Origin of the sequence: Hoeflea sp. TYP-13 (assembly GCF_040932035.1) — a bacterium.
Lineage (GTDB): Bacteria > Pseudomonadota > Alphaproteobacteria > Rhizobiales > Rhizobiaceae > Hoeflea_A.
In genome coordinates, this window is the sequence record NZ_JBFRBB010000001.1 from 805,484 (window position 1) to 825,560 (window position 20,077).

General features: G+C 59.1%; 20 protein-coding genes. 1 reads left to right on the forward strand and 19 read right to left on the reverse strand.

Annotated features, from left to right (window positions below; genetic code table 11):
* Positions 1 to 6 precede the first annotated feature (6 nt).
* The 18 genes from ABVT35_RS03725 to ABVT35_RS03810 form a co-directional block, all read right to left on the reverse strand.
* On the reverse strand, positions 7 to 1,305 hold the full coding sequence (locus tag ABVT35_RS03725; protein ID WP_368464931.1) for a radical SAM protein: 1,299 nt from the start codon (positions 1,303 to 1,305) through the stop codon (positions 7 to 9).
* Positions 1,302 to 2,423 (reverse strand): geranylgeranyl reductase family protein, encoded by a 1,122-nt coding sequence (locus ABVT35_RS03730; RefSeq protein ID WP_368464932.1) that lies wholly within the window; start codon positions 2,421 to 2,423, stop codon positions 1,302 to 1,304. Before ABVT35_RS03730 ends, ABVT35_RS03725 begins: the two co-directional genes overlap by 4 nt.
* Positions 2,411 to 3,463 (reverse strand): radical SAM protein, encoded by a 1,053-nt coding sequence (locus ABVT35_RS03735; protein WP_368464933.1) that lies wholly within the window; start codon positions 3,461 to 3,463, stop codon positions 2,411 to 2,413. Before ABVT35_RS03735 ends, ABVT35_RS03730 begins: the two co-directional genes overlap by 13 nt.
* A gap of 30 nt (positions 3,464 to 3,493) precedes the next feature.
* Positions 3,494 to 4,621, reverse strand: a complete 1,128-nt coding sequence (locus ABVT35_RS03740) for an acetoin utilization protein AcuC (RefSeq protein ID WP_368464934.1) — start codon at positions 4,619 to 4,621, stop codon at positions 3,494 to 3,496.
* A gap of 78 nt (positions 4,622 to 4,699) precedes the next feature.
* On the reverse strand, positions 4,700 to 5,563 hold the full coding sequence (locus ABVT35_RS03745) for a thioesterase family protein (protein ID WP_368464935.1): 864 nt from the start codon (positions 5,561 to 5,563) through the stop codon (positions 4,700 to 4,702).
* A gap of 121 nt (positions 5,564 to 5,684) precedes the next feature.
* On the reverse strand, positions 5,685 to 5,912 hold the full coding sequence (locus ABVT35_RS03750) for a sulfurtransferase TusA family protein (protein ID WP_368464936.1): 228 nt from the start codon (positions 5,910 to 5,912) through the stop codon (positions 5,685 to 5,687).
* A 30-nt stretch (positions 5,913 to 5,942) separates the two neighbouring features.
* On the reverse strand, positions 5,943 to 6,440 hold the full coding sequence (locus tag ABVT35_RS03755; RefSeq protein WP_368464937.1) for a DsrE/DsrF/DrsH-like family protein: 498 nt from the start codon (positions 6,438 to 6,440) through the stop codon (positions 5,943 to 5,945).
* 75 nt (positions 6,441 to 6,515) lie between these two features.
* Positions 6,516 to 6,959 carry a glycine cleavage system protein H gene (locus tag ABVT35_RS03760; RefSeq protein ID WP_368464938.1) on the reverse strand — a complete coding sequence of 148 codons (444 nt, stop codon included), beginning with the start codon at positions 6,957 to 6,959 and terminating at the stop codon, positions 6,516 to 6,518.
* On the reverse strand, positions 6,952 to 7,455 hold the full coding sequence (locus ABVT35_RS03765) for a hypothetical protein (RefSeq protein WP_368464939.1): 504 nt from the start codon (positions 7,453 to 7,455) through the stop codon (positions 6,952 to 6,954). The genes ABVT35_RS03760 and ABVT35_RS03765 overlap by 8 nt, the downstream gene beginning before the upstream one ends.
* Positions 7,452 to 8,375, reverse strand: a complete 924-nt coding sequence (locus tag ABVT35_RS03770; RefSeq protein ID WP_368464940.1) for a CoB--CoM heterodisulfide reductase iron-sulfur subunit B family protein — start codon at positions 8,373 to 8,375, stop codon at positions 7,452 to 7,454. Before ABVT35_RS03770 ends, ABVT35_RS03765 begins: the two co-directional genes overlap by 4 nt.
* Positions 8,372 to 9,121 (reverse strand): 4Fe-4S dicluster domain-containing protein, encoded by a 750-nt coding sequence (locus tag ABVT35_RS03775; protein WP_368464941.1) that lies wholly within the window; start codon positions 9,119 to 9,121, stop codon positions 8,372 to 8,374. Before ABVT35_RS03775 ends, ABVT35_RS03770 begins: the two co-directional genes overlap by 4 nt.
* Positions 9,122 to 9,133: 12 nt before the next feature.
* Positions 9,134 to 10,000 (reverse strand): hypothetical protein, encoded by an 867-nt coding sequence (locus ABVT35_RS03780; RefSeq protein ID WP_368464942.1) that lies wholly within the window; start codon positions 9,998 to 10,000, stop codon positions 9,134 to 9,136.
* Positions 9,997 to 11,049 (reverse strand): CoB--CoM heterodisulfide reductase iron-sulfur subunit A family protein, encoded by a 1,053-nt coding sequence (locus tag ABVT35_RS03785; RefSeq protein WP_368464943.1) that lies wholly within the window; start codon positions 11,047 to 11,049, stop codon positions 9,997 to 9,999. Before ABVT35_RS03785 ends, ABVT35_RS03780 begins: the two co-directional genes overlap by 4 nt.
* 1 nt (position 11,050) lies before the next feature.
* The gene (locus tag ABVT35_RS03790; RefSeq protein WP_368464944.1) at positions 11,051 to 12,421 is read right to left on the reverse strand and encodes a heterodisulfide reductase-related iron-sulfur binding cluster; all 1,371 of its coding nucleotides are present in this window, start codon (positions 12,419 to 12,421) and stop codon (positions 11,051 to 11,053) included.
* A 30-nt stretch (positions 12,422 to 12,451) separates the two neighbouring features.
* Entirely contained in the window at positions 12,452 to 13,186 is a 735-nt protein-coding gene (locus tag ABVT35_RS03795; protein ID WP_368464945.1) for a 4Fe-4S dicluster domain-containing protein, read from the reverse strand.
* Positions 13,187 to 13,198: 12 nt separating this feature from the next.
* Positions 13,199 to 13,555 carry a DsrE/DsrF/DrsH-like family protein gene (locus ABVT35_RS03800; RefSeq protein ID WP_368464946.1) on the reverse strand — a complete coding sequence of 119 codons (357 nt, stop codon included), beginning with the start codon at positions 13,553 to 13,555 and terminating at the stop codon, positions 13,199 to 13,201.
* A gap of 130 nt (positions 13,556 to 13,685) precedes the next feature.
* Complete coding sequence (locus ABVT35_RS03805; protein WP_368464947.1) at positions 13,686 to 14,399, reverse strand: hypothetical protein; 714 nt, start codon at positions 14,397 to 14,399, stop codon at positions 13,686 to 13,688.
* Positions 14,400 to 15,324: 925 nt separating this feature from the next.
* Positions 15,325 to 16,392 (reverse strand): extracellular solute-binding protein, encoded by a 1,068-nt coding sequence (locus ABVT35_RS03810; protein WP_368464948.1) that lies wholly within the window; start codon positions 16,390 to 16,392, stop codon positions 15,325 to 15,327.
* A 187-nt stretch (positions 16,393 to 16,579) separates the two neighbouring features.
* Here ABVT35_RS03810 and ABVT35_RS03815 point away from each other — a divergent pair, with 187 nt between their 5' ends.
* On the forward strand, positions 16,580 to 18,622 hold the full coding sequence (locus tag ABVT35_RS03815) for an FAD-dependent oxidoreductase (RefSeq protein WP_368464949.1): 2,043 nt from the start codon (positions 16,580 to 16,582) through the stop codon (positions 18,620 to 18,622).
* 61 nt (positions 18,623 to 18,683) lie between these two features.
* Here ABVT35_RS03815 and ABVT35_RS03820 read toward each other — a convergent pair whose 3' ends face one another.
* Positions 18,684 to 20,072 (reverse strand): aminotransferase, encoded by a 1,389-nt coding sequence (locus ABVT35_RS03820; RefSeq protein ID WP_368464950.1) that lies wholly within the window; start codon positions 20,070 to 20,072, stop codon positions 18,684 to 18,686.
* Between the last annotated feature and the right edge of the window lie 5 nt (positions 20,073 to 20,077).

Genomic DNA, 20,077 nt, shown 5'->3' on the forward strand with positions numbered 1-20,077 from the left:
CAGTTCTCAGTCGTCGAACAGATCGAATTCGTCACCGGGCTCATAACGCTCGCCGGGCCGGTCCATCGACAACTGGCTACGTACCTTGCGAATATCGACATCCTTCAGCGCGAACGGATAGCTGGCGATGTCGGAAGGCGGCGAATCGCCGTAAGGCCGGTCGCAGGCGGAAATGTCTTCCGCGAACTTGCCGGGGCACCCGGATGTCCTGAAAGCGATGCCGGAATCGATCACTGCATCGAGTTCTGCCGACGGTATGCCGAAATCGATGACGCGCCCGGCTTCGTCGAACCGCATATGGTCGGCCCGCACGTCGCAGTAATCGATCAGATAGCGCGCCAGTTGAACCCGTCGCCACTGGTCGCGCGGCGTGGCCGGCAAATGATCCATCAGCGAGCCTTTTTCCGGGAAGAAGCAGAACATGTGCGAGTGGCCGCCGAGGTCGACGATCTCCTGAACAAGGTTCAGGACCTCCCATTCGGTCTCGCCCATGCCGACGATGATATGGGCGCCGAATTTTCGGCTCCCGAAGATGTCCTTCGCGTCGAGCAGGATCTCCCAGTATTTTTTCCAGTTGTGCGGCGATTGCACGCCCTTGCCGCGCGTACGGTCGAAAATCTCCGGCGTCGCTGCGTCGAGCGCGACGGTAAAGATGTCGGAACCCATATCATGCAGCCGCGCGACATCGCCGCGTGTCATCGTCGTCGGATTGGACAGGATGGATATGGGGATGGCCGACGGATCGATCCGGTCGGTCCAGCGCTTCAATACCGTAACGGTATCCTCGTCCGAATTGGGGTGGGTGATCATCGATATGCACATGCGGTGGAAGGGCGAGGCCTCGCCGTCGCGGGCGACGATATCGACCACTTCCTCCATCGGCACGGCGGGCCAGTCGACGCGGATGAAATTGCGGTCGGCATAGTCGCGTTCGGCTTCGCGATGGCGGGCAAGTCCGCAATAGGCGCAGTTGGCGCGGCAGCCCTCCGGATAGGTCAGCAACAGGTTCAGGCACCGGGTACAGCCGCAGCGATGCATTTTGCCGGGGACCAGGCCCAGGGTGATCGCCGCCGCTGTCGACATCTGCACATAGTCGGGCGAGCGCATGTTCGGCGTCATGATGTTGTATTTCGGCCAGTAGAGCCCGTCCGGCGCGACATCATTCGCCTTGACCGGCCCGCCGTTGCGTGCTGCGGCGGGTGTCGCACCGGGTTCGCGCGGCTGCATGCGGGAGAATTCGTTGTAGTCAAGTTCGCCGATGCCGGCCTTTGCGGGTTGGATGCCTTCCGGCTTCAAACAGGTCATACCATCTCCCTCGCCTTGTCGCTTTTCGCTGCTGCGCCCGACTGCTGCCAGTATTGCGGAAAGGCAATCCAGCCGTCCCGCAAATCGCGGTCTTCCGGCAGGCCGTTGTCATAAAGTCGCATCAATTCACGCCGCTTTCGTACCGAATGGGCAATCGACCGCGCGAACAGGCTTTCGACCTCGGCGCGATAATCATCCGCCGCGTCCGCGTCGCCAGCAGCCATTCGGCCGGCCGCTTCACCCGCAAGGCGCCCCGAGACAACCGCTGAGTTGATACCGGCGCCGGTCACGGCATTGGTCAGCCCGGCGGCATCGCCGCAAATGAGCGCCGGCGCGGCTCCGATCTTGCCGGTAAGGCCGGAAATGCCGCCGACCGGGATGAGACCTCCGGTGCTTTTGTGGATCTCCGCACCCACGCGGCCTTCGCCCACAAGCTGCCGGTGCAGCTTCTCAAGCAACGGTTTCAGATGGTGCTTGTAAGCCGGATCGACTCCCAAACCGACATTGCAGACGTCGCCCTTGGGAAAGAGCCAGGCATAGCCGCCGGCGATCTTGCGATGCAGGAAGATATCCGTGGCGTTGTGCGGCACGCGCAGGTCGACGGTGATCTGCCGCGTTTCGACGAAATCGCGGTTGCCCAAGCCGGCCGCCAGGGCAACCGGCGAACGCGGTCCATCGGCGCCGATGATCACTTTGCAGCGGATGGCCATATCCGGTCCCGCGTTTGTGGTGCCGTTGTCGCCGATGCCCCGCAGCGGCGCGGCGAAATGGCACCGGGCGCCAGCCTGCATCGCGCTCTCGATCAATCTCTGATCGAACAGCGCACGATTGATGATATGGCCGCGAAAATCCGGCATCGTTTTGGCGTTTTCACCGCCGACGAATGTGCGCATTTCACGGATGTCCTGGACACTGGACTTGCTGACGTCCGGCAGTTCCGAGCCGAGCATCATCGGTACGAATTCGGCGCATTGCACCGGCAGGCCGGGGCGGGCATTGCGTTCGATGGCGATCACGCTGGCGCCGGATTGCGCGGCCGCGCGGGCTGCGGACGCGCCGGCGGGGCCAAGGCCGCAGACCAACACGTCGGTTTCGACGATGTGGCCTAAGCCGCGCATGAGCGCCTCGCCATGCCGCTGCGCCCGGATGTCCGGTCGGCGCCGATCTTGATGGAGCAGCAGGCATGTTCCTGATGATAGTCCCGGCCGATGGCCTCACACACGGCCACCGCCCCTTCGGCGGGAAAGGCGATCCCGTCGAGGCCGGCCATCACGGCATAGGCGTCGACAACGCGCTTGTGCATGCCCGGCGGCCGCGCGCAGCCGAGCAGCACCTGCTTGCCGGGCAGACGGTTGCGCGCCTCGAGGAATATGCGCCCGACATCGCTGGTTTCGGGTGTTTTGAAGGTTCCGGGTTTGGCGTAGAACGGCATGATCACCACCAGCACCAGCGCATTGATGTCGTGACGCGCCACCATGTCGAGTGCGTTGGTTTCGCCAAGGATCTCGCCGTAGTGCAGGCCGATTACGATATGGGGCGAGACCTCCATGGACGTGGCGGTCAGCGCGGCCAGCGTTGCCTCGAAGTCCCCGACGCTCCGGTCGAGGTGGTAGATGTTGTTAATCGTCTCCTCGGCGCCGATGACATCCATCATCGCCGTGTCTATGCCGGCTGCCTCCATGCGCCGGGCGCCGCCTTCATCGGTCAGCGCCGTATGAACGGCGATCTTGAGATTGGGAAAGTCGCGCTTCAGATCCTCGATGACCGGGTAGAACCGTTCGTAGCGGATTTCGTTGCGCCGGTTCGATCCGCCGGAAAGAAGAAAACCCTGGAGATCCTGCAACAGGATCAGGTCGCGGACCTTGCGGTCCAGGACCTCCGGCTTTGTCGCTGGGATCATCGGCTCGAGTATTTTCGCCTGGCAATGATCGCAATTGAGAGCGCAGGCGCCGCCGGTGATCGAAAATGCCGGAAAGCTGTTCTTGCCGCACCCCTTCAGTTCGGTGCTGTCATATTCCTTAAAAGTCGGCGTGGAAAAACGAATCGGTTCCGGTTTGCGCCGGTTGAATGCCTCCTGCAATTCATTGACGAGGGACGCGTCGAATTCGGCGTCTTCCAGATCCTCGATCCCGGCAATGTCATCGATCCATGCGGTCAATGTCTCGTTTCCTCTTCCGTCGCCATCGTCCTATTGCGCCGCCGTCACCGCGTTGGCGATTTCCGTGATGCGCGGCCGCACCGCGCCCGAATTGCGCGGATCGATCAGCGTTGTCGTCCAACTCGGCGAGCGCTCGTCTTCATCTACGAGATCGCAATCCAGCGATTCCAGCAGCGCGCGGCTCTCGGCCGGCAAGGCCGGCGTAATTCGATGGCCGGACAGGCGGCCCCACAATCCGGTCCAGCAGCGCGCCACGGTCCAGGGATTGTATCCACCGCCTCCCAGCACGACGGTCGGCAGGCCGAATGCGCACAGCGCCATGACTGCATCCCAGAGACAGCCATTGCTCAGCGCCATTGTCGAAAGCGGATCGCCGGCCAGCCCGTCGGCACCGCAGGTGATCACGACGGCGTCAGGCCGGAAATTCCGCGCCAGCGGCAAAATGGCATTGGCAATGAGATAGTCGAGCTCGCTGTCGTTGAAGCCGCTCGGCACCGGCATGTTGCGGGCATTGCCGGTGCTTCGGTCTGAAAGGCCGCCGGAATGGGGCCAGCGGTCCTCTTCATGAACGGACATAAGCAGGACGCGTCCATCGTCTTTGAACGCCGCTTCGACGCCGTCGCCGTGATGGGCGTCCAGGTCCACATAGAGCACCCGGTCGAAGCCGAGTTCGAGAAAAGTCAGGACCGAGAAGACCGGGTCGTTGAAGAAGCAAAAGCCGCTGGCGCGTCCGGCCATGCCGTGATGCGTGCCGCCCGAGGGGTGATAGGCAATTTTGCCTTTTGCAGCGAGTTCGGAAGCCCTGATCGAGCCGCCGACCGAGGTACTGGCGCGCCGGAACAGTCCCGGGAATATGGGATTCTCCATCGTGCCGATATGGTATTTCCGCCGCACTTCGGCCGGCACCGCACCATTCAGCTCGGCCGCCTGAAGCGCTTCGACATAGTCGCGGCGATGGAATCTGCAGAGCTGTTCAACGGTGGCCTGAGGGCTGTTGACATAACCGCCTTCGCCGGTTCCGGCCAGCCAGCCGAGCTGTTCGCATAAAGTCAGCACCGTTCCGACGCGCTGGATCGCCAACGGATGGTTGCCGCGGTAGCCGGTCTGCCGGTAAATCTCGCTCGACACGAAACAGCACTGCCTGTCAGCGTCACTCACGACCGGAAAGTCCCGCTGTTCCGTTTCCACCGGTCTGCTTGTATGTGGGATTGGAATAATGTCCATGGTCGACCTGGTTCAAAAGGAGACGAGATTGGCGATGCCGGGAAACCGGCTCTCGTGCTTTGCGCGCAGTTCCGCGGGAAACTCGACAGGCAGACGGGATTTTCGGTCCATCACGATCGAAACGGCGCTGATGGAAGCCAGTGGATTTCCATCAGGAACTGAGATGAGCTGGTTGGAAAGCGGCAGCATCTTGGCTGAAATCCCGGGCACCCACGAGACGATGGCATAATCGACATCGGCATGAATTGGCGCATGGTGCGTCAGTTTCATCTCCACAGCCGCGCCGCCATAGTCATTGTCCTTGAACCATAGCGGCTCGAATCCGGCATACGCCCAAAGCTGGGTTGCAGATTCAAAAAAACGGGCGACCAGATCGCCATCTGTCATGATGCCGTCGCCGGTGCATTCCGAGGCCAAAACCCGGTTGCGGTGCGCCACAATTGCCTGCCTCATTGAAAGCAGTGCATCGGTGTCCACTGGTTCATACCTGCCTGCTGTGATACCCCGCGGCTTTGCCTTTGAAGGCGGCCCGCCACGCGTTACCGGAAGCCGCTCCGGCAAACATTCGAAATCGCTGTCGATGCAGGTGGCGGTAACGGTGTTGCGGTCGGCGTCCTGCATGACATGGAGGACTTGTCCACAGTGGTCGCCTGCGCCGATCTGTACGGACAGAACCAGCGCGCGGGAATCGGCCTCCATCTCGCGATGAAATCGGAAATGCCGGTTTGCCGGATTGTACCGAATCGCGTTTGCGCCGTGCATCGCAAACAGATTCTGACCCGCCTCGCTGAAGCGCCGCACATAGTTCGCCACATTCATGTGAGCATTCGCGTCACATTCAATGTGGCCTACGAGACTTTTGTGCGTTTCGATCATAACATTACGCGTGTGCGGGCAATTGGCCCGTCCTTCGGGTTCGGCGTCAAGCGAACGCCTACGACCGGTCACAAGCGCCGGAAAGCGGAAACATCCACCACCGGTCGAATGGGCTCAGTCCTCAGGCGGCGCGCTTGATCACGAACCGGTAGACATCGGCTTCCTGGCTTGAATCCATAAGTTCGTTGCCGGTCGTGCGGCAAAAGGCTTCGAAGTCCTTGACCGCGCCGGGATCCGTCGCCAGCACTTCAAGCGTGCCGCCCATTTCAACGTCCTTGAGCGCCTTTTTGGCTTTCAGGATCGGCAACGGACAGTTCAATCCTTTCACATCGAGCACCTGATCGGCCATTTTCTGCTCCTTGGTTGCAAGTTTGTTCGTTCAGATGAACAGATTGATGTCACTCTTCGTGGCGTTCTCGATATAGGTCGCAGCACCGCCCAGTTCCGGACCTTCGATCATGTCGTCCATGGAGTATTCGAACAGGTCCATGGTCATCTGGCAGGCGATCAGCTGAACATCGGATTCGACGGCCGCTTCGCGTAGGTCCTCAATCGATGCCACGCCCTTTTTCTTGATCAGGTTTTTCATCATCGCGCTTGCCGCGGCATCGACGCCCGGTATGGCGGACACGACATTGGGCATTCCCATATGCATACCCATCATCGGCATCTTCATTGCCGGATTGCCGAGGGTCGTTACCTGTAAGTCGAGCTTTTTCTTCAACAGCGTCAGGCCGTAAAAGGTGAAAAACATCGACACGTTGAGCCCCATCGCCGCGGCGGTGGTCGCCAGGATGAAGGGCGGATAGGCCCAGTCGAGCGATCCTTTCGTCACGATCATGCTCATGCTTTTGGTGTTTGAGACTGCTTCTTCCACAGAAGTTCTCCTTGTGCCTTGGGCGTCCTGTTCCCGTGCCCGGACGCCTGGTCGTTCTTTTGATGCACGGTTGGGCTATGGCGCACAGCCCTCAAAAGAATCTGCATCCATTTTTGCTTCATAGGGCTCGGCGACTTCCGTTCCCGGTGTCAGTCCCGGGCTGGCGACACCCCAGTCGTCGGGTTTAACTTTGACCATCCAACCCTTGCCGTAGGGATCGGCGTTGGCGAGCTTCGGATCGCCGGACAATTCGTCGTTGACCTCGACAACCTCCGCTGCGAATGCGATTTTCGCCGGCCCGACCCATTTGCCGGATTCAACCGTCGCGCAGGATTTGCCTTCCTTGACCGACCTGCCGACTTTTTTCGGCGTAAAGGCGACCAGCGGTCCGGCCATCGCCGCCGCGACGGCGGTCATACCAAGCGTGACGGTGCCGTCCTGATTGTCCTGGTACCAGATGTTGTTGTCGACATCGTAGAGAAGCTCGTCCGGCAGGTTGCAGCCGCGGATTTCAGGCATGGTCTTGCTCCTGTTCGATAGGGTCGGGTTCCGCCGGCCGCTCCGCCGAACGGATCGGGCGCGACGAACAGCAGAATTCGCCGAGGCCTGAGTTTTCAAGCTTGCCGTCGATGAACAGCTCGAGATGCCGGGCAACCATTGCCGCCATTCGCAGGTTGCGCGCGGCACCTTCGTTGGTCTCGTCAAGGCAAACGCAGTTGTACAGATAGATAAGTTCGCGGCAGGTCTCGCGGCAGGCGTTGAAACTGGGGTCGCCCTTGGCACCCTGACGATGCAGGCCCAACAGCCGGAAACCCTCGACAGGTTTGTCGGCCGGTTGGCGGCCGGCGGCCAGCAGCCAGCGTTCCAGGGCCGACTCGCCGATTTCCAGCAATTCGGTTGCCAGCGCAATTGAATTTGCGGCAATTTCCTCGTCGGACAAGGCCAGGATGCCGTCCAGACGACTATGAACGCCTCCCTCGGATAGGATCCGGATGTCTTGAACCGCCGGGGTCATGCCAGCCCCTTCTCCGCCAGGAAATCGCGCGAAGGGGACAGATTCTCATGGACGCCGACCTTGCGCGCGGAAAGTCCGAGCGCCACCCCGAGCAACTGGGTGAAATAAAGAATTTTGACCGAGGTCATTTTACCGAAGACCTTTTCCGCCCGCATCTGGTGCATCTCCAGCCCGGTGTGGCAGGTCGGACATTCCGTGGCGATGACGTCGGCGCCGCAGGCTTCCGCCGTCGTCAGCAGATTGAGCACCAGTTTGGTCGACATATCAGAATCCGACAGTGTATGCGCGCCCCCGCAACAGGCGGTCTTCAGCGGATACTCGACGATCTCCGCGCCGGCGGCGGCGAGCAGATCGTCCATGAAATGCGGCGTCAGCGTCGATTCCGAACCGGGACCCTGGTCCTTTTCAGGGAAAATATGGCGCGGACGCGTATACATGCAGCCGTAATAGCAGGCCACTTTCACGCCACTGAGCTTGTTCTTGACCCTCTCCCTCAGACCGTCTTCGCCCATCGCATCTTTTATCCAGTCGAGCGCGTGAATGGTGTCGACCTTGCCTGCCTTGTAGTTTCCATGCCCCGCCTTGCCGGCCAGCCTTTCATTGACATCCCGTGACGCCTGGTCGTTGGCGAGGTCATATTCCGCTTTTTTCAGATTGTGATAGCAACCGTTGCAGGGCGCCATGACGGTGTCGAAACCCATGTCGTCGGCTATCTGCAGATTGCGGGCCGAAAGATAGGTCTGGAGCTTGGGGTCTATGTTCTTGACCTCCATCGCGCCGCAGCAGTTCCAGTTTTTCAGCTCCGCCAGTTCAAGACCAAGTGCCTTTCCGACCGCCTTGGTCGACCGGTTGTAGGCATGGGCCGTTCCTTCGAGTGCGCAGCCCGGATAATAGGCGACCTTCTTGTATTTTTGCGTCATTGGCGGGCGCCCTCCGTTTTCAGTCCGAGCGCCCGGCGGTCGGCACGTTCGCGTTCTTCGACATAGTCTTCCAATGCCTTGCTTGCCGCGCTCCAGCCCCTTGTGCGGGGGTGAAAGACAGTCGATAGTCCGAGTTTCATCAGCAGCCCGACCGGCAGACGGCTCAACAGCGACCGCATGAGGGCGACCAGCCAGTCCTGCAGCAGCGGCTGGCCGGTATGGGCGAAAAACCGGCGCATGATCGAGGATTCCTCGATCTTGCCTTTGGCGAAGACCTGATTCGAAAATTCCTTATCGAAGATGGCGGCAGGCTTGGGCTCGGTGTGCCCCTTGAGCTCAAGCCAGTGGGCCGTCGCCTTCATGACGCCTTCGGGATTGACGTCGCGGGGACAGGCATAGGTGCATTTGTTGCAGGAAACGCATTGCCAGATGATATCCTTGTCGCGCAGCAACTCCTCTTCCATGCCGCAGCGAATTAGATAGATCCAGTAGCGCGGATTGAAATCCGGATTGATGGCGTTGACCGTGCAGGCATTGGTGCACGAGCCGCATTGCCAGCACCGGTGGATGAATTCACCGCCCGGCAAAGCGGCGATCTCGTCCTGCATCGCCTCATTATAGTCCGTGACCGACCGGTTCTCGATGAAGGTGCTCCAGTGACCGGAGACATCGATTCCATCGATTTCCAACTCTTCATTGGTTCGAAGGTTCTCCGGGCGGATTAGCGATTTTTCGTGAATAGGCATGGTTCCGCCCCGTCAGTGAAGTCTGGGCGTTTCGCCCAGCACGTGAGCCCGCCCATCCATCAGTTTCAACCTTGTGCGGCCGGTCTCGGTGTCGACGGCATCGAGTCCAAGCATGCGCCGCGTATGCATCATCCCGCGCTCGTGATCGCCACAGAAATCGGGCCGCAGATACTGGCCGCCGCGGTCGTTGATGTAGCCTGAATAGACATGGGCGCAGAGCATATCGACGTAGTAGTCCAGGTCCCGAAAGACGCCATTGTCCCGCAGAAAACCGCTCAATTCCTCGCGTAGTGTCAGATGGGTCGCCAAATCATCACCGACCGTGATCTCAGCGCTGTCGACATCATCGGCGTGCCAGATTTCCCGCAATACGCCGGAGCCGACCCGCGCATCCCAAATCCACCGGGTCATGAGCGGATACCTATTGGGCGCGGTAAAATGGAGAACCTCGGCGGCGAGATCGCGCACCCAGCGATGTTCCCGGTCGGACGGAAAGCGATCGCAGAACTCGGCGATCCGATCATCTGTTGTCGATAAGTCGCTCCAGCCGGTCAGTAGGGTCTCCAGCCATTTGCGCAAGAGTTCGAAGCGGTTCTCGGCAAGCCAGGCACCGATCCTGCGCCGGACCGGTGCCATGAATGCAGCGAGATCGAGAAGCTCGGTCTCAGACAATTCGGTGACCCGCCCCTTGCCGAGGATTTCCTCGAACAGGGAGGCCTTCAGCGACAGCACGGTGACGTAGCGCTCGACGCCGCCTGTCGGCTCGGCCGCCTCAACCAGATGCTCAAAGGCCCGGCGCAATCGCGGCCCCGACAGGTCCAGAACCGGACCTTCCTGCACGATTGGCGTGTCCCTCGATTTCAGCAGTCCGAACATCATTCCGCCGCTTCCAGTTTTGCCGACTGGCAGATCGTCAATGCGGACATGGCCGCCGAACGTCCCTGCGCAATCGAATCGTCGATTGTCTCCGGCCCGGTGGCGGCTCCGGCCACGAATACGCCGTCACGGGAGGTGCCGGACATTCCCGAGTAGCTCGACGCCTTGTCGATATAGCCGTGCTGTTGAAGTGCGATGTCGAATATTGCCGACAGTGTCATGTTGTCGACATTGGGGTCCATGCCGATGGCGTGCACGACCATATCGAAGGGGATGGTGATGGGGCGCTTGACCAGCGTGTCCTCGCCCTTGACGATAAGGCGTTTACCGTCAGATGTGACTTCGGCGATACGCGCCTTGATATATTTGACCCGGTGCTTTTCCTGGCTGTCCCAGTAATATTTGTCTTCGTAAAGGCCGAAGGTGCGGATATCCATGTAATAGATGTAGACATTGCAGTTCGGCAGCTCTTCGCGGATCTCCATCGCGATATTGGCCGATACCGTGCAGCAGATTTTCGAACACCAGGTCCTGCCGATCTGGCGGTCGCGCGAACCGACGCAAAGAAGGATCGCCACACGCTCCGGCTCGCGGCCGTCGGACGGGCACTTGATTCCGGACCTGGATGACAGCATCTGCTCGACCTGCGTGGTGGTCACCACATCGGGGTAGGCGCCGAAGCCCCATTCGGGCTTGTTGACCGAATCAAAATGCGTAAAGCCGGTCGCCAGGATCGCCGCGCCGGCGTTGATCTTCTTTCCGCCCGCTAATTCGGCTGTGAAATCGCCGGGCGTACCGGAAAATTTCGTGACGGTCTCATTGAGATGAACCGTGATGTTCTTCTGCTTTTCGACGCGCTCGACCATGCCGCCGATGGCATCCTTTGCCCATTCGCCGGAAGGCACCAGGCGAGCATATCCGGACAGGATCGGCGCGCCTCCAAGCTGCTCGGCCTTTTCGACGAGTTCGACCGGTTGACCGACTTCGGCAAGTGCCTGGGCTGCAGACAGCCCTGCGGGTCCGCCACCGACAATCAATACAGGCTGGGTCATTCTATTTGCCTCCGCCGCCGGCGATTTCGGCCGGTTTCACATAGCCTTCGCCGGAGGTGATCGCCAATCTGGGATCGTAGAGTGTCTCGATCTTCCCGGCTTTGACTTCTTCAAGATATTGCTCGAACTCCGCCTTCGCCTTTTCCCAGTCGATGCCGATTTTTTCCAGCAACGTTTCGAACGGCGATGCATGCCAGTGCAGTTGCGCCAGCTTGTAGGGATGGGCGCCCAGTGCCAGTGCCGCGAACTGGCAGTCGGCCATGATGGGCAGCGCGTAGACCTTGTCGACCGCCCGGCCGATCCATTGATTCTTGTCGAGCGTTGTGATGCAGCCGGTATCGTGGCCGATCATCACGTCGGCCCGCGCTTCCTCAACAGCCACCTTGATCTTGCGGTCGATTGCGAAGGATCGGGTAAACTCGCGTTCGCCGATAATGTGGCGGAAGCCAAAACCGCAGCAATCATACCACGTCGAATAGTCGATGACCTGAACGCCTAGCGTATCCAACAGACCGGTCGAAACCGCGACCCGGTTGCCGTCAAGAACCGTTTCGTCATAGATCGCGTCTTCCGGCACCATTTTGTAGACGTGGCAGGCGGGATGAACCGTGGCGCGCACGCCGGACATGTCGATCTTCTGACGGTCCGCAATGCGGTCACGCACCACGTGCAGCCATTCCGAATAGTGGACGATCTCCTCGGGGATGAGCAGTTTTCCATCCACCAGCCGGTCAAGTTTTTCCAGGATCTTTTTGACTTCGGCCCGCAGTTCCGCCGAATGCATCAGGAAGGTGCGCATCTCCTTGTAGTTGCCGAATGACGTGCCGCAATGAACCAGCGGATAGTAGGTGCCTTCGGAAAGTCCCCTGGCTTTGGCTGAGACATAGGCCTGGTGGAAATTGCGCAGAAAGACGGTCGCCAGGCTGACGACGTTGCCAATGCCCGAACCGTGATAGTTCCACGCCGTGCACGACGTCTGGTCGGTTTCGTCAAGATAGCTGATGTCCAGTTCGTTCATCAGCCACAATACGCTCGAGGGATAGCCCGGAATGTTGCCGCACTGGCCGCAGGATTTGTGGTGCCACAGATTGTTTGTGGGAACCTTTTTCTCCCAGCCGTAAAGGGTTCTGGCGGTCACCGGTGCGTGTCGGTCATCGACGCGGTGGACGACGATTTCTCCGTCCTTTTCCAGCTCCCACATGGCATCGCGGACGTCTTCGACGCGGTCCTTGTCGGTCAGCATCGATCGGCGGTCGATTTTTGCCTCCACCCAGTCGGTTGCCCGCCGTGCATCGGCCGGCGTCAGGTTGGAAGGCCGCCATTCATCGCCAAACCCGGTATAGCCCGGTGATTTATCGCCCGATCTGCTCATCTATTCCTCCAGGCAAAAGCCGCGGGCGGCTTATGCATCTTCTTCCTGTTCTTCGAGCCATTCCTCGTATTCTTCGCGCTTTTCCTCCATGACATCGCTGACGACGTCGAAGAGGTTCTCGTCGACCTGCTCGAGCTGGTCGAGCACGCCGGTCTCTTCCCAGATCGTGTAAAGTTCGATCGAAGTCTTCAGGTTGACGATCCAGGCGGTGTCCATCGTGTGCATGGTCGGAACCGGTATGGCCTTGCGCAGGATGTTGAGCGGTGCATCGACCTTGGAGACGTTGGGTCCCCAATCCGGAAAGGCTTCACGGGTGATCATGTTCGGCGCCAGCTGGTTGCCGGTGGAAATGACCTTCAGCAGCACGCGCGAGAACGGCCGCAGAACCTCTTTTGCCGATTCCATGCCGTGCTTGATCGCGGTTTCACGCATGATCATCACCAGCCCGCCCGGCGAATTTTCGAACGGACAGCGCGCCGCGCAGGTGTAGCACTGGGCGCAGGCCCAGATTTTTTCCTGCATGGCGTCGTAAATTCCTTCGAGATTTTCCGTCCACAAAAGCTGGACAATCTCGCGCGGCGAGTAGTCGTAATACTGGGCAGACGGGCAGGTTGCCGTGCAGATGCCGCAATTGAGGCAGCCGTGCAGTTCATGGTCGTAAAGAATGTGCGAGCGGATATCCTCGAAGATTTCTTCGAGAGTTTCCTGCGGAACAGGGGGCTGCGCTGAGATCGGATCGCCTATCGCCGCGTGATGATCGGTCATCACCGTCTCCAGTCAATAGGTCAGCACACGCACCTCATCGTCTTCCATGACAGTTTCAATGACGTGCGCGCCGCCGACAATACCTTCACATTCCGGGATGAGGTCATCCTCGGTCATGTCGAACAAATCGAGATTGGGAGAACAGCAGTAGAATTTCACTCCGGCCTCGTGGGCATCGGTAATGAAATCATACACGGATTTGGGGGAGCCTTCCTTGACGTAGAGGTTTTCCGCCACGCCCCTTTTCATCAGTCGCCCCGCCGTGGCCGTGCATATGACGTCCACCTCGTAGTCCATGGCGGCCGCGACGGTTGCCTGGAAAATGGGCGCACCGAGTTCCTCGCCGTTGCGCGGATCGGTGTTCACCATGATGATAACCAGTTTCTCGGCCAGAGGACCGTCCTCCTAGCAGTCCTATCTGCCGCCGGTTGCGGCTTATATTAGATACTGCTATATCAGTATATTCGAATTTTTATATATAATGCAAGCCAAAAAACTATCAATCCTGATCGGACCGCTTATCGGTCATCCAGCCGGTCCACGAAATAATGAACCGCATTATTGTGGAAAGGGTTCCGGCAATTTCCGCCTGTATCCGCCGCAGTTCCCGCAGTTTCTGCGCTGTGTCGTCCGGCGATTCGGCAAATTCAATTACAAGATCTTCGATGATACCGGATTTCATCCCGGGATGCCCCAGAAAGCCCAGGACTTTTTTTCCGATTGTAAATACTGCCGGCGTTCCGTCTTCGAATTCGGCAAGGGTAACTGCCTCGTCGGGCAGAACGGGAGAATCACGCAAGTATGACACCATGGCAAACCGCTCGGGAAAATCCGCTTTCGTGGAGCTTTCTGGGCATCGAATCGCCATGTCGATGTTGAAGCGCAGCGGTGCTTCATCAGCGCCACCGCCGGCGGCGACTGCGACAAGGATAGCGCCGAAACCAATGCCGATCACCGGCAGGCCCTTGTCGATGAAGTCCTTGGCCAGTCTCAATTCGGGTGCAAGGCTTGGCACCAGGTGACCGCTTACGATACCAAGCGGGCCGGCGCCCAGCACAATGAGCCCGTCAAATCCGAATGAACTCTTCGGCACGCCCCCGCCGGCCGTGAACGGTCGGAAGTACCTGAAACGAATTCCCCGGCCTTCCAGATGGTCTTCCATAAGGCCCAGATATTCCGCTTCCACGTGCTGCAATACACAAACAGTTTTCATCGTTTGACGCATATACGAGTTCAGTTGCACCGCATTATACAGAACAATGCCGGAAACCTGTCCATGCAACGGCATGAATTGCGGAACGCAAACTGTGTTCGGTATACGGGCAGGGGTGCGCGGCAATTTGTGGCCCGCCTTCAACTCTTGTCGGATTGTTGTGGAATTGAGAGTATTGCCGAATTCAGAAAATCGTATGCGGTAATTTCCAGCAGATCAGCATCCCGGTGAAACAGCGGGAGAAGAGTGTTGAGACTTCCCGCAACCGACGCTGTGACGGTTGAAGCGGAGGCCAGCTCACTTTTTGTGTTCCTGTCGTCGCCGAGCGAGCAATAACGTCGAACACGCGGCCGGTATCGAATGGACAGACAAGATGGGAGCTTCAGACACACTGGGCAGGGGCCTGACCAATTTGTGTGCATCGAATCTCCACAGGCTTGTTGAACTGCAATTGAAAGAAAAAGTGTCTTATTTCAACATCTTAGTATTTTGACGGTATTCCTGACGGTACGCGCGAATTGTCGCAGATAAATTCGTAATGAAATCAGAGGCTTATCCACCCCATTGATCATCGAGTGGGAGTGAGGAGCGGTGGTGCGCAGCACCAAAAAACACCAACGATTTGGTGTTTTTAGCGTCCAGCGCGCGGAGCCAAAGCGGAGCGCTGAAGCGGCATTTGGAGCGGATAGAACTCCACAGGCAAAGTGCATGCAGCGAACGCCCTGTTGGCCGTACGCGAGTAGCAGGGCCAGCGGCGTATATCCCTTTGCAATGGGCAATTCGTACCGAGAAAACGAAGGGCCTGGAATCGATTTAGCAGAATTCGCCACTCGACAAAGCCGTATTCGGCGGCACAGCGTTATTGAGGGCCCGTCACAAGCCACGCGGCGAACGCCGCGTGGATTTCGCTCAGCCTTACACCGGCCTAAAATCCTGCCTTGATCTTCTCAAACTCCGCGATCATTTTTTCACGCAAGTCGGCCGGAATCGGCGACTGCCACAGGGTGTTTTCGCGCAGTTTTTCGGTGCTCTCCAAACCAACTGCTTTAAGGGCATCGGCGTCCATTTTGTTCATCGCGGCCGCGTTCGCATGCCCGTAGCCCCACTGGGTCACCAGATAGTCGGCGCTGGCCGGTTCCAGCCAGGCATTGATGAAGTCGTAGAACTTGTCGTCGGAGCCTTCACCGTCCTTGAGCTTTACATATCCGCAAACCCAGCTGGATGCGCCCTCGTCGGTGCCCCGTTCCATTGCGATCGGATTGCCGGCACCGCTCATGGTCGAGTAGGTCTCGTTCCAGGCCCAGGCCAGATAAACCTCGCCGCTTTGCATAAGCTGCGACAGCGAGGCGCCATCGGCCCAGTAGGCACGGACGTTCTTGTGAACCTTGCGAAGAAAGTCGGATGCGGCCTTGAAGTCCTCATCCGTGGCCGTCGACCAGTCCTTCACGCCGTTGGCAAGAAAGGCGAGTGCATAGGCATCGTCGACACTGTCGCCGATGGACACACGGCCGGCATGTTTCGGATCGGCAAAAGCCTGCAGCGAGGCAACGTCCGCTTCGTTCAGCATGTCTGTCCTGTAGGTCGTGGCGGTGTTCCCCCAGTCCAGCGGGACAAAGTAGTATTTGCCGTCTACCTGATAGGCCTTGATTTCGCGGAATGACTCATTCAGTTCGCTCCAGCGTTCGATGCGGGAGGTGTCAAGCGGCTCAAGAAGCCCGGCCTCTATCCACTTCGGTATGGATTGGGAGCAAGGGTGCGCGACGTCCGCGCGGAAACCGGACCGCAGTTTCTGGAACGCTTCTTCCTCGTCACCGAAAAAAGCAAAGGTCGGTGCATCGCCGTTTTTTTCGACATAGTTCTTGAAAAAGGCGGGGTCCTCGTAACCGGCCCAGTCGAATACCACCAGCTCCGAATCCGCTGACAGCGCCACGCCGGTCGTTCCGCCCAACAATGCGACCGCCGCCATCGCCGTCTTCATTCTCCCAAAAGTCATAATTGTGGTCTCCCAATATATCTGTGTCTTTTCCAGCCGCCGGTATGATGGCAGCAAAGAACCTCCGCTTGGGGCGTAGCCCGTGCTGGCATAAATTGCCGATAGCAATGAGCCTAATTGCAAATTGATGTTGACACAAGTTTTTTTGAGCGCTCAAATAAATTTAGTTGAAACCACAGGTGAGCATATGCGAGACGCGCGGCACGATATTCTATTTGAACCCCTTCAAATCGGCCCTGTTACAACAAAAAACAGGTTCTACCAGGTACCGCACTGCACCGGCATGGGCTGGCAAAGCCCGAAAAAACTCGCGGCCATGCGCGGGCTCAAGGCGGAAGGCGGCTGGGGCGTGGTCTGTACAGAGTATTGTTCGGTCCATCCGACCTCCGACGATAGTGCCTATCCGCTCGCCACCCTTTGGGACACACAGGATATCAAGGCACAGGCTCTGATGACCGAGCGTGTCCATGAACATGGCGCCCTTGCCGGGGTCGAGCTTTGGCTGGGCGGCGGGTTCGTAGCGAATTTTGGAACGCGGATACCGCCGCTCGGCCTGCAGGACCGGCCGCTGACAAACCCTTCTGTTCTTCACCCGGTGCAATGCCGGCGTATCGACAAGGACGATATCCGTGATCTGCGCCGCTGGCATGCGGAAGCCGCAAAGCGGGCGGTAACGGCCGGATTCGACATCGTCTATGTCTACGCCAATCACGGTTACCTGCTGTCGCAGTTTCTGAGCGCCGAGACCAATGAGCGGACTGACGAATATGGCGGTTCTCAGGAAAACCGCACCCGTATCGTGAGAGAACTGATAGAGGAAACACGCGAAGCAGTAGGCGGGGAAATCGCCGTTGCCACCCGTTTCAGCATCGATCCCAGTGATAGTGAAACCTATGACGCACTCGGTCTGCTCGCCGAATATCCCGATCTGTGGGACCTGACAGTATCGGACTATGACATTGAAATGGGCGTTTCGCGGTTCGTCAAGGAGGGCGCGATGGTCGACGCCGTCGCACAGGCAAAATCGCTGACCGGCAAACCTGTCGTGGCGGTGGGCCGTTTCACCTCGGCCGATACCATGGCCGCGACGATCCGGTCCGGTGCTCAGGACCTGATCGGCGCGGCACGCCCTTCGATCGCGGATCCCTTCCTGCCGAACAAGATCGATGAGGGCCGCTCGGATGAGATTCGCGAGTGTATCGGCTGCAACATCTGCTATGCCCACAATTCGATCGGCGTTCCGATCCGCTGCACACAAAATCCGACGATGGGAGAGGAGTGGCGGCTGGGCTGGCATCCGGAGCGCGTCGCATCCGCGGAAACGAAAGAAAGAATCCTGGTCATCGGTGCGGGTCCGGCGGGGCTTGAAGCCGCGCGGGTGCTGGGCGAACGTGGTCATGATGTCATGCTTGCCGAAGGTGAACGCGTGCCCGGCGGCAGGGTTACACGCGAGAGCAAGTTGCCGGGGCTTTCCGAATGGGCGCGCGTCAGGGACTGGCGCATGGGCCAGATCGAAAAACTGCCCAATGTGGCACTCTACCCGGAAAGCAGGCTCAACGCGGAGGAAACCCTTGGTCTTGAAGCCGATCACATCCTGGTGGCAACCGGCGCGCGATGGGCGACGGACGGTATCGGCAGACACCGCAACAGCGCTTTAGAGTGCAGCGAACCGACAGCCGTTATCAGTGCAGATACCGTCATCGACAAATTGCCGCTGCCGGACGGCAGGGTGATGATTTTCGATGACGATCACTACTATATGGGGCCGGTCCTGGCGCTGGCGCTCAGGAAACGCGGACACGATGTCATTCTGGTCACGCCCGCCGGCCGGGCCGGCGCCTGGGGCAGCTACACCGAGGAAATCTTCGCGTCCAATGCGGCGCTGATAGAGGCCGGTGTTGAGATCCAGACCAATCAGGTGCTGGAGTTCTTCGGCAAGGGCAGGGCAATCTGCTCCTGCCTGTTTTCCGGAAAGGTAAGGGAGTCTTCCGCCGATCTGATGATTCCGCTGACGCGGCGCATTCCCGACGACAAGCTTTTCATGTCCCTGTCGTCGGATGCCGGCCGCCTGTCCGAGTCAGGCGTCGGTTCCGTGCGGCGAATTGGTGACTGCGAGGCGCCGGGAACCATCGCCGCCGCCGTTCATGCGGGCTACCGCGCCGCCATGGAACTCGGTTCATCCGCGACACTGACAGAGACATTCGGCAGGCGCGAACATCCGGTGCTGTGACACCGGACTGCGCGCTTGCCGCCGCCCCGACTGAGTTACCCTGTTCTAAACCGGATCTGCTCTAAAAGCCGAGTTCCTTGCTGACCTGCTCCAGGGCTTTTTCCAGAATGTCGAACATCTCATCGATCTGTTCGCGGGTAATGATCAGCGGCGGCGAAAACACGCACATGTTTATGAGCGGCCTGACGAGTAGGCCGAGTTCCTCGCAAGCAGCGTCAAGTTTTGCGCCGAGGTCGCGCTCGGCTTCAAGTGTCGAGCCCTCACGGCCGGTCCGCCCCTCGATACAGCCAAGAAGGCCCATGCCGCGTGCGTCGCCGACAATCGCGAATTTGGAAAGGGCGGAAAGGCGCTCCTGGAAATAGGGCGCATTGTGGCGCACCCGCTCGAGGATTTCCTCCCGTTCGATGATCTCGATGTTCTTGAGCGCGGCAACGCAGCTCACCGGGTGCGCTGAATAGGTGTAGCCGTTGGAAAACAGAACATTGTCCGGCCCGCTCATCTGCTCCATGATCCGGTCGGAGATGATGCAGGCCCCAAGCGGCAGATAGCCGGAGGTCAGGCCCTTGGCGCAGGTGATCATGTCCGGTTCGATGTCAAAGACATCCTTCGATGCGAACCAGTGACCGAGCCGGCCGAACCCGGTCACGACCTCGTCGGATATATAGATGACATCGTATTTCCGGCAGATCTCCAGTGTCCGCCGGTGATAGCCGGGCGGTGGAACAATGACGCCGCCGGAGCACAGGATCGGCTCGGCGATGAATGCCCCGACCTTGTCGGGTCCGACTTCAAGGATGGCCTTTTCCAGATCCGCGACCTTTTCATCGCACCAATCCTCGACGCTCGTGCCGTCGGGGCGCATATACGGATTGACGTTCGGGATGAAATGAACCAGGCGCTTTTCGACGTCAAACCGCGTCTTGTCCCGCTCCTTGCCGCTGACTGTTGCAGAAAGATATGTCGAGCCGTGATAGCCCTTCTCCCGCGCTATCACGACCTTCTTGCCGGGCCGCCCAAGCCGGTTGTTGAGAAAATGAACCGCGCGAAGTGCCGTATCGACGGCAGTGGAGCCGCCAGTTGTGAAAAACACGTTGTTGAGATCGCCGGGCGCCAGTTCGGCGATTTTTTTCGCCAGAACCGCACTTGGCTCCGTCGTCGTCGTCCATGGCGAGGTGTAGGGAAGCTTCATGACCTGGTTAGATATGGCATCGGCCATTTCCTGCCGTCCATAGCCAATCTGGACGCACCACATGCCGCCCGGGCCGTCGATATAGCGCCGTCCGTTGCTGTCCCACAGATAGATGCCGTCGGCACCGTCGACAAGCATATGGTCGTGGCTGGCCGAAGTGTCCATGGAGGCCCAGGGATGCAGGAAATGTTCCCGGTCCCAGCTCTTCAGCGTCTCGGCGGACGGTTCGTTTGCGCCTGGATTGCGATTTTCGGTCAGCATGGTTC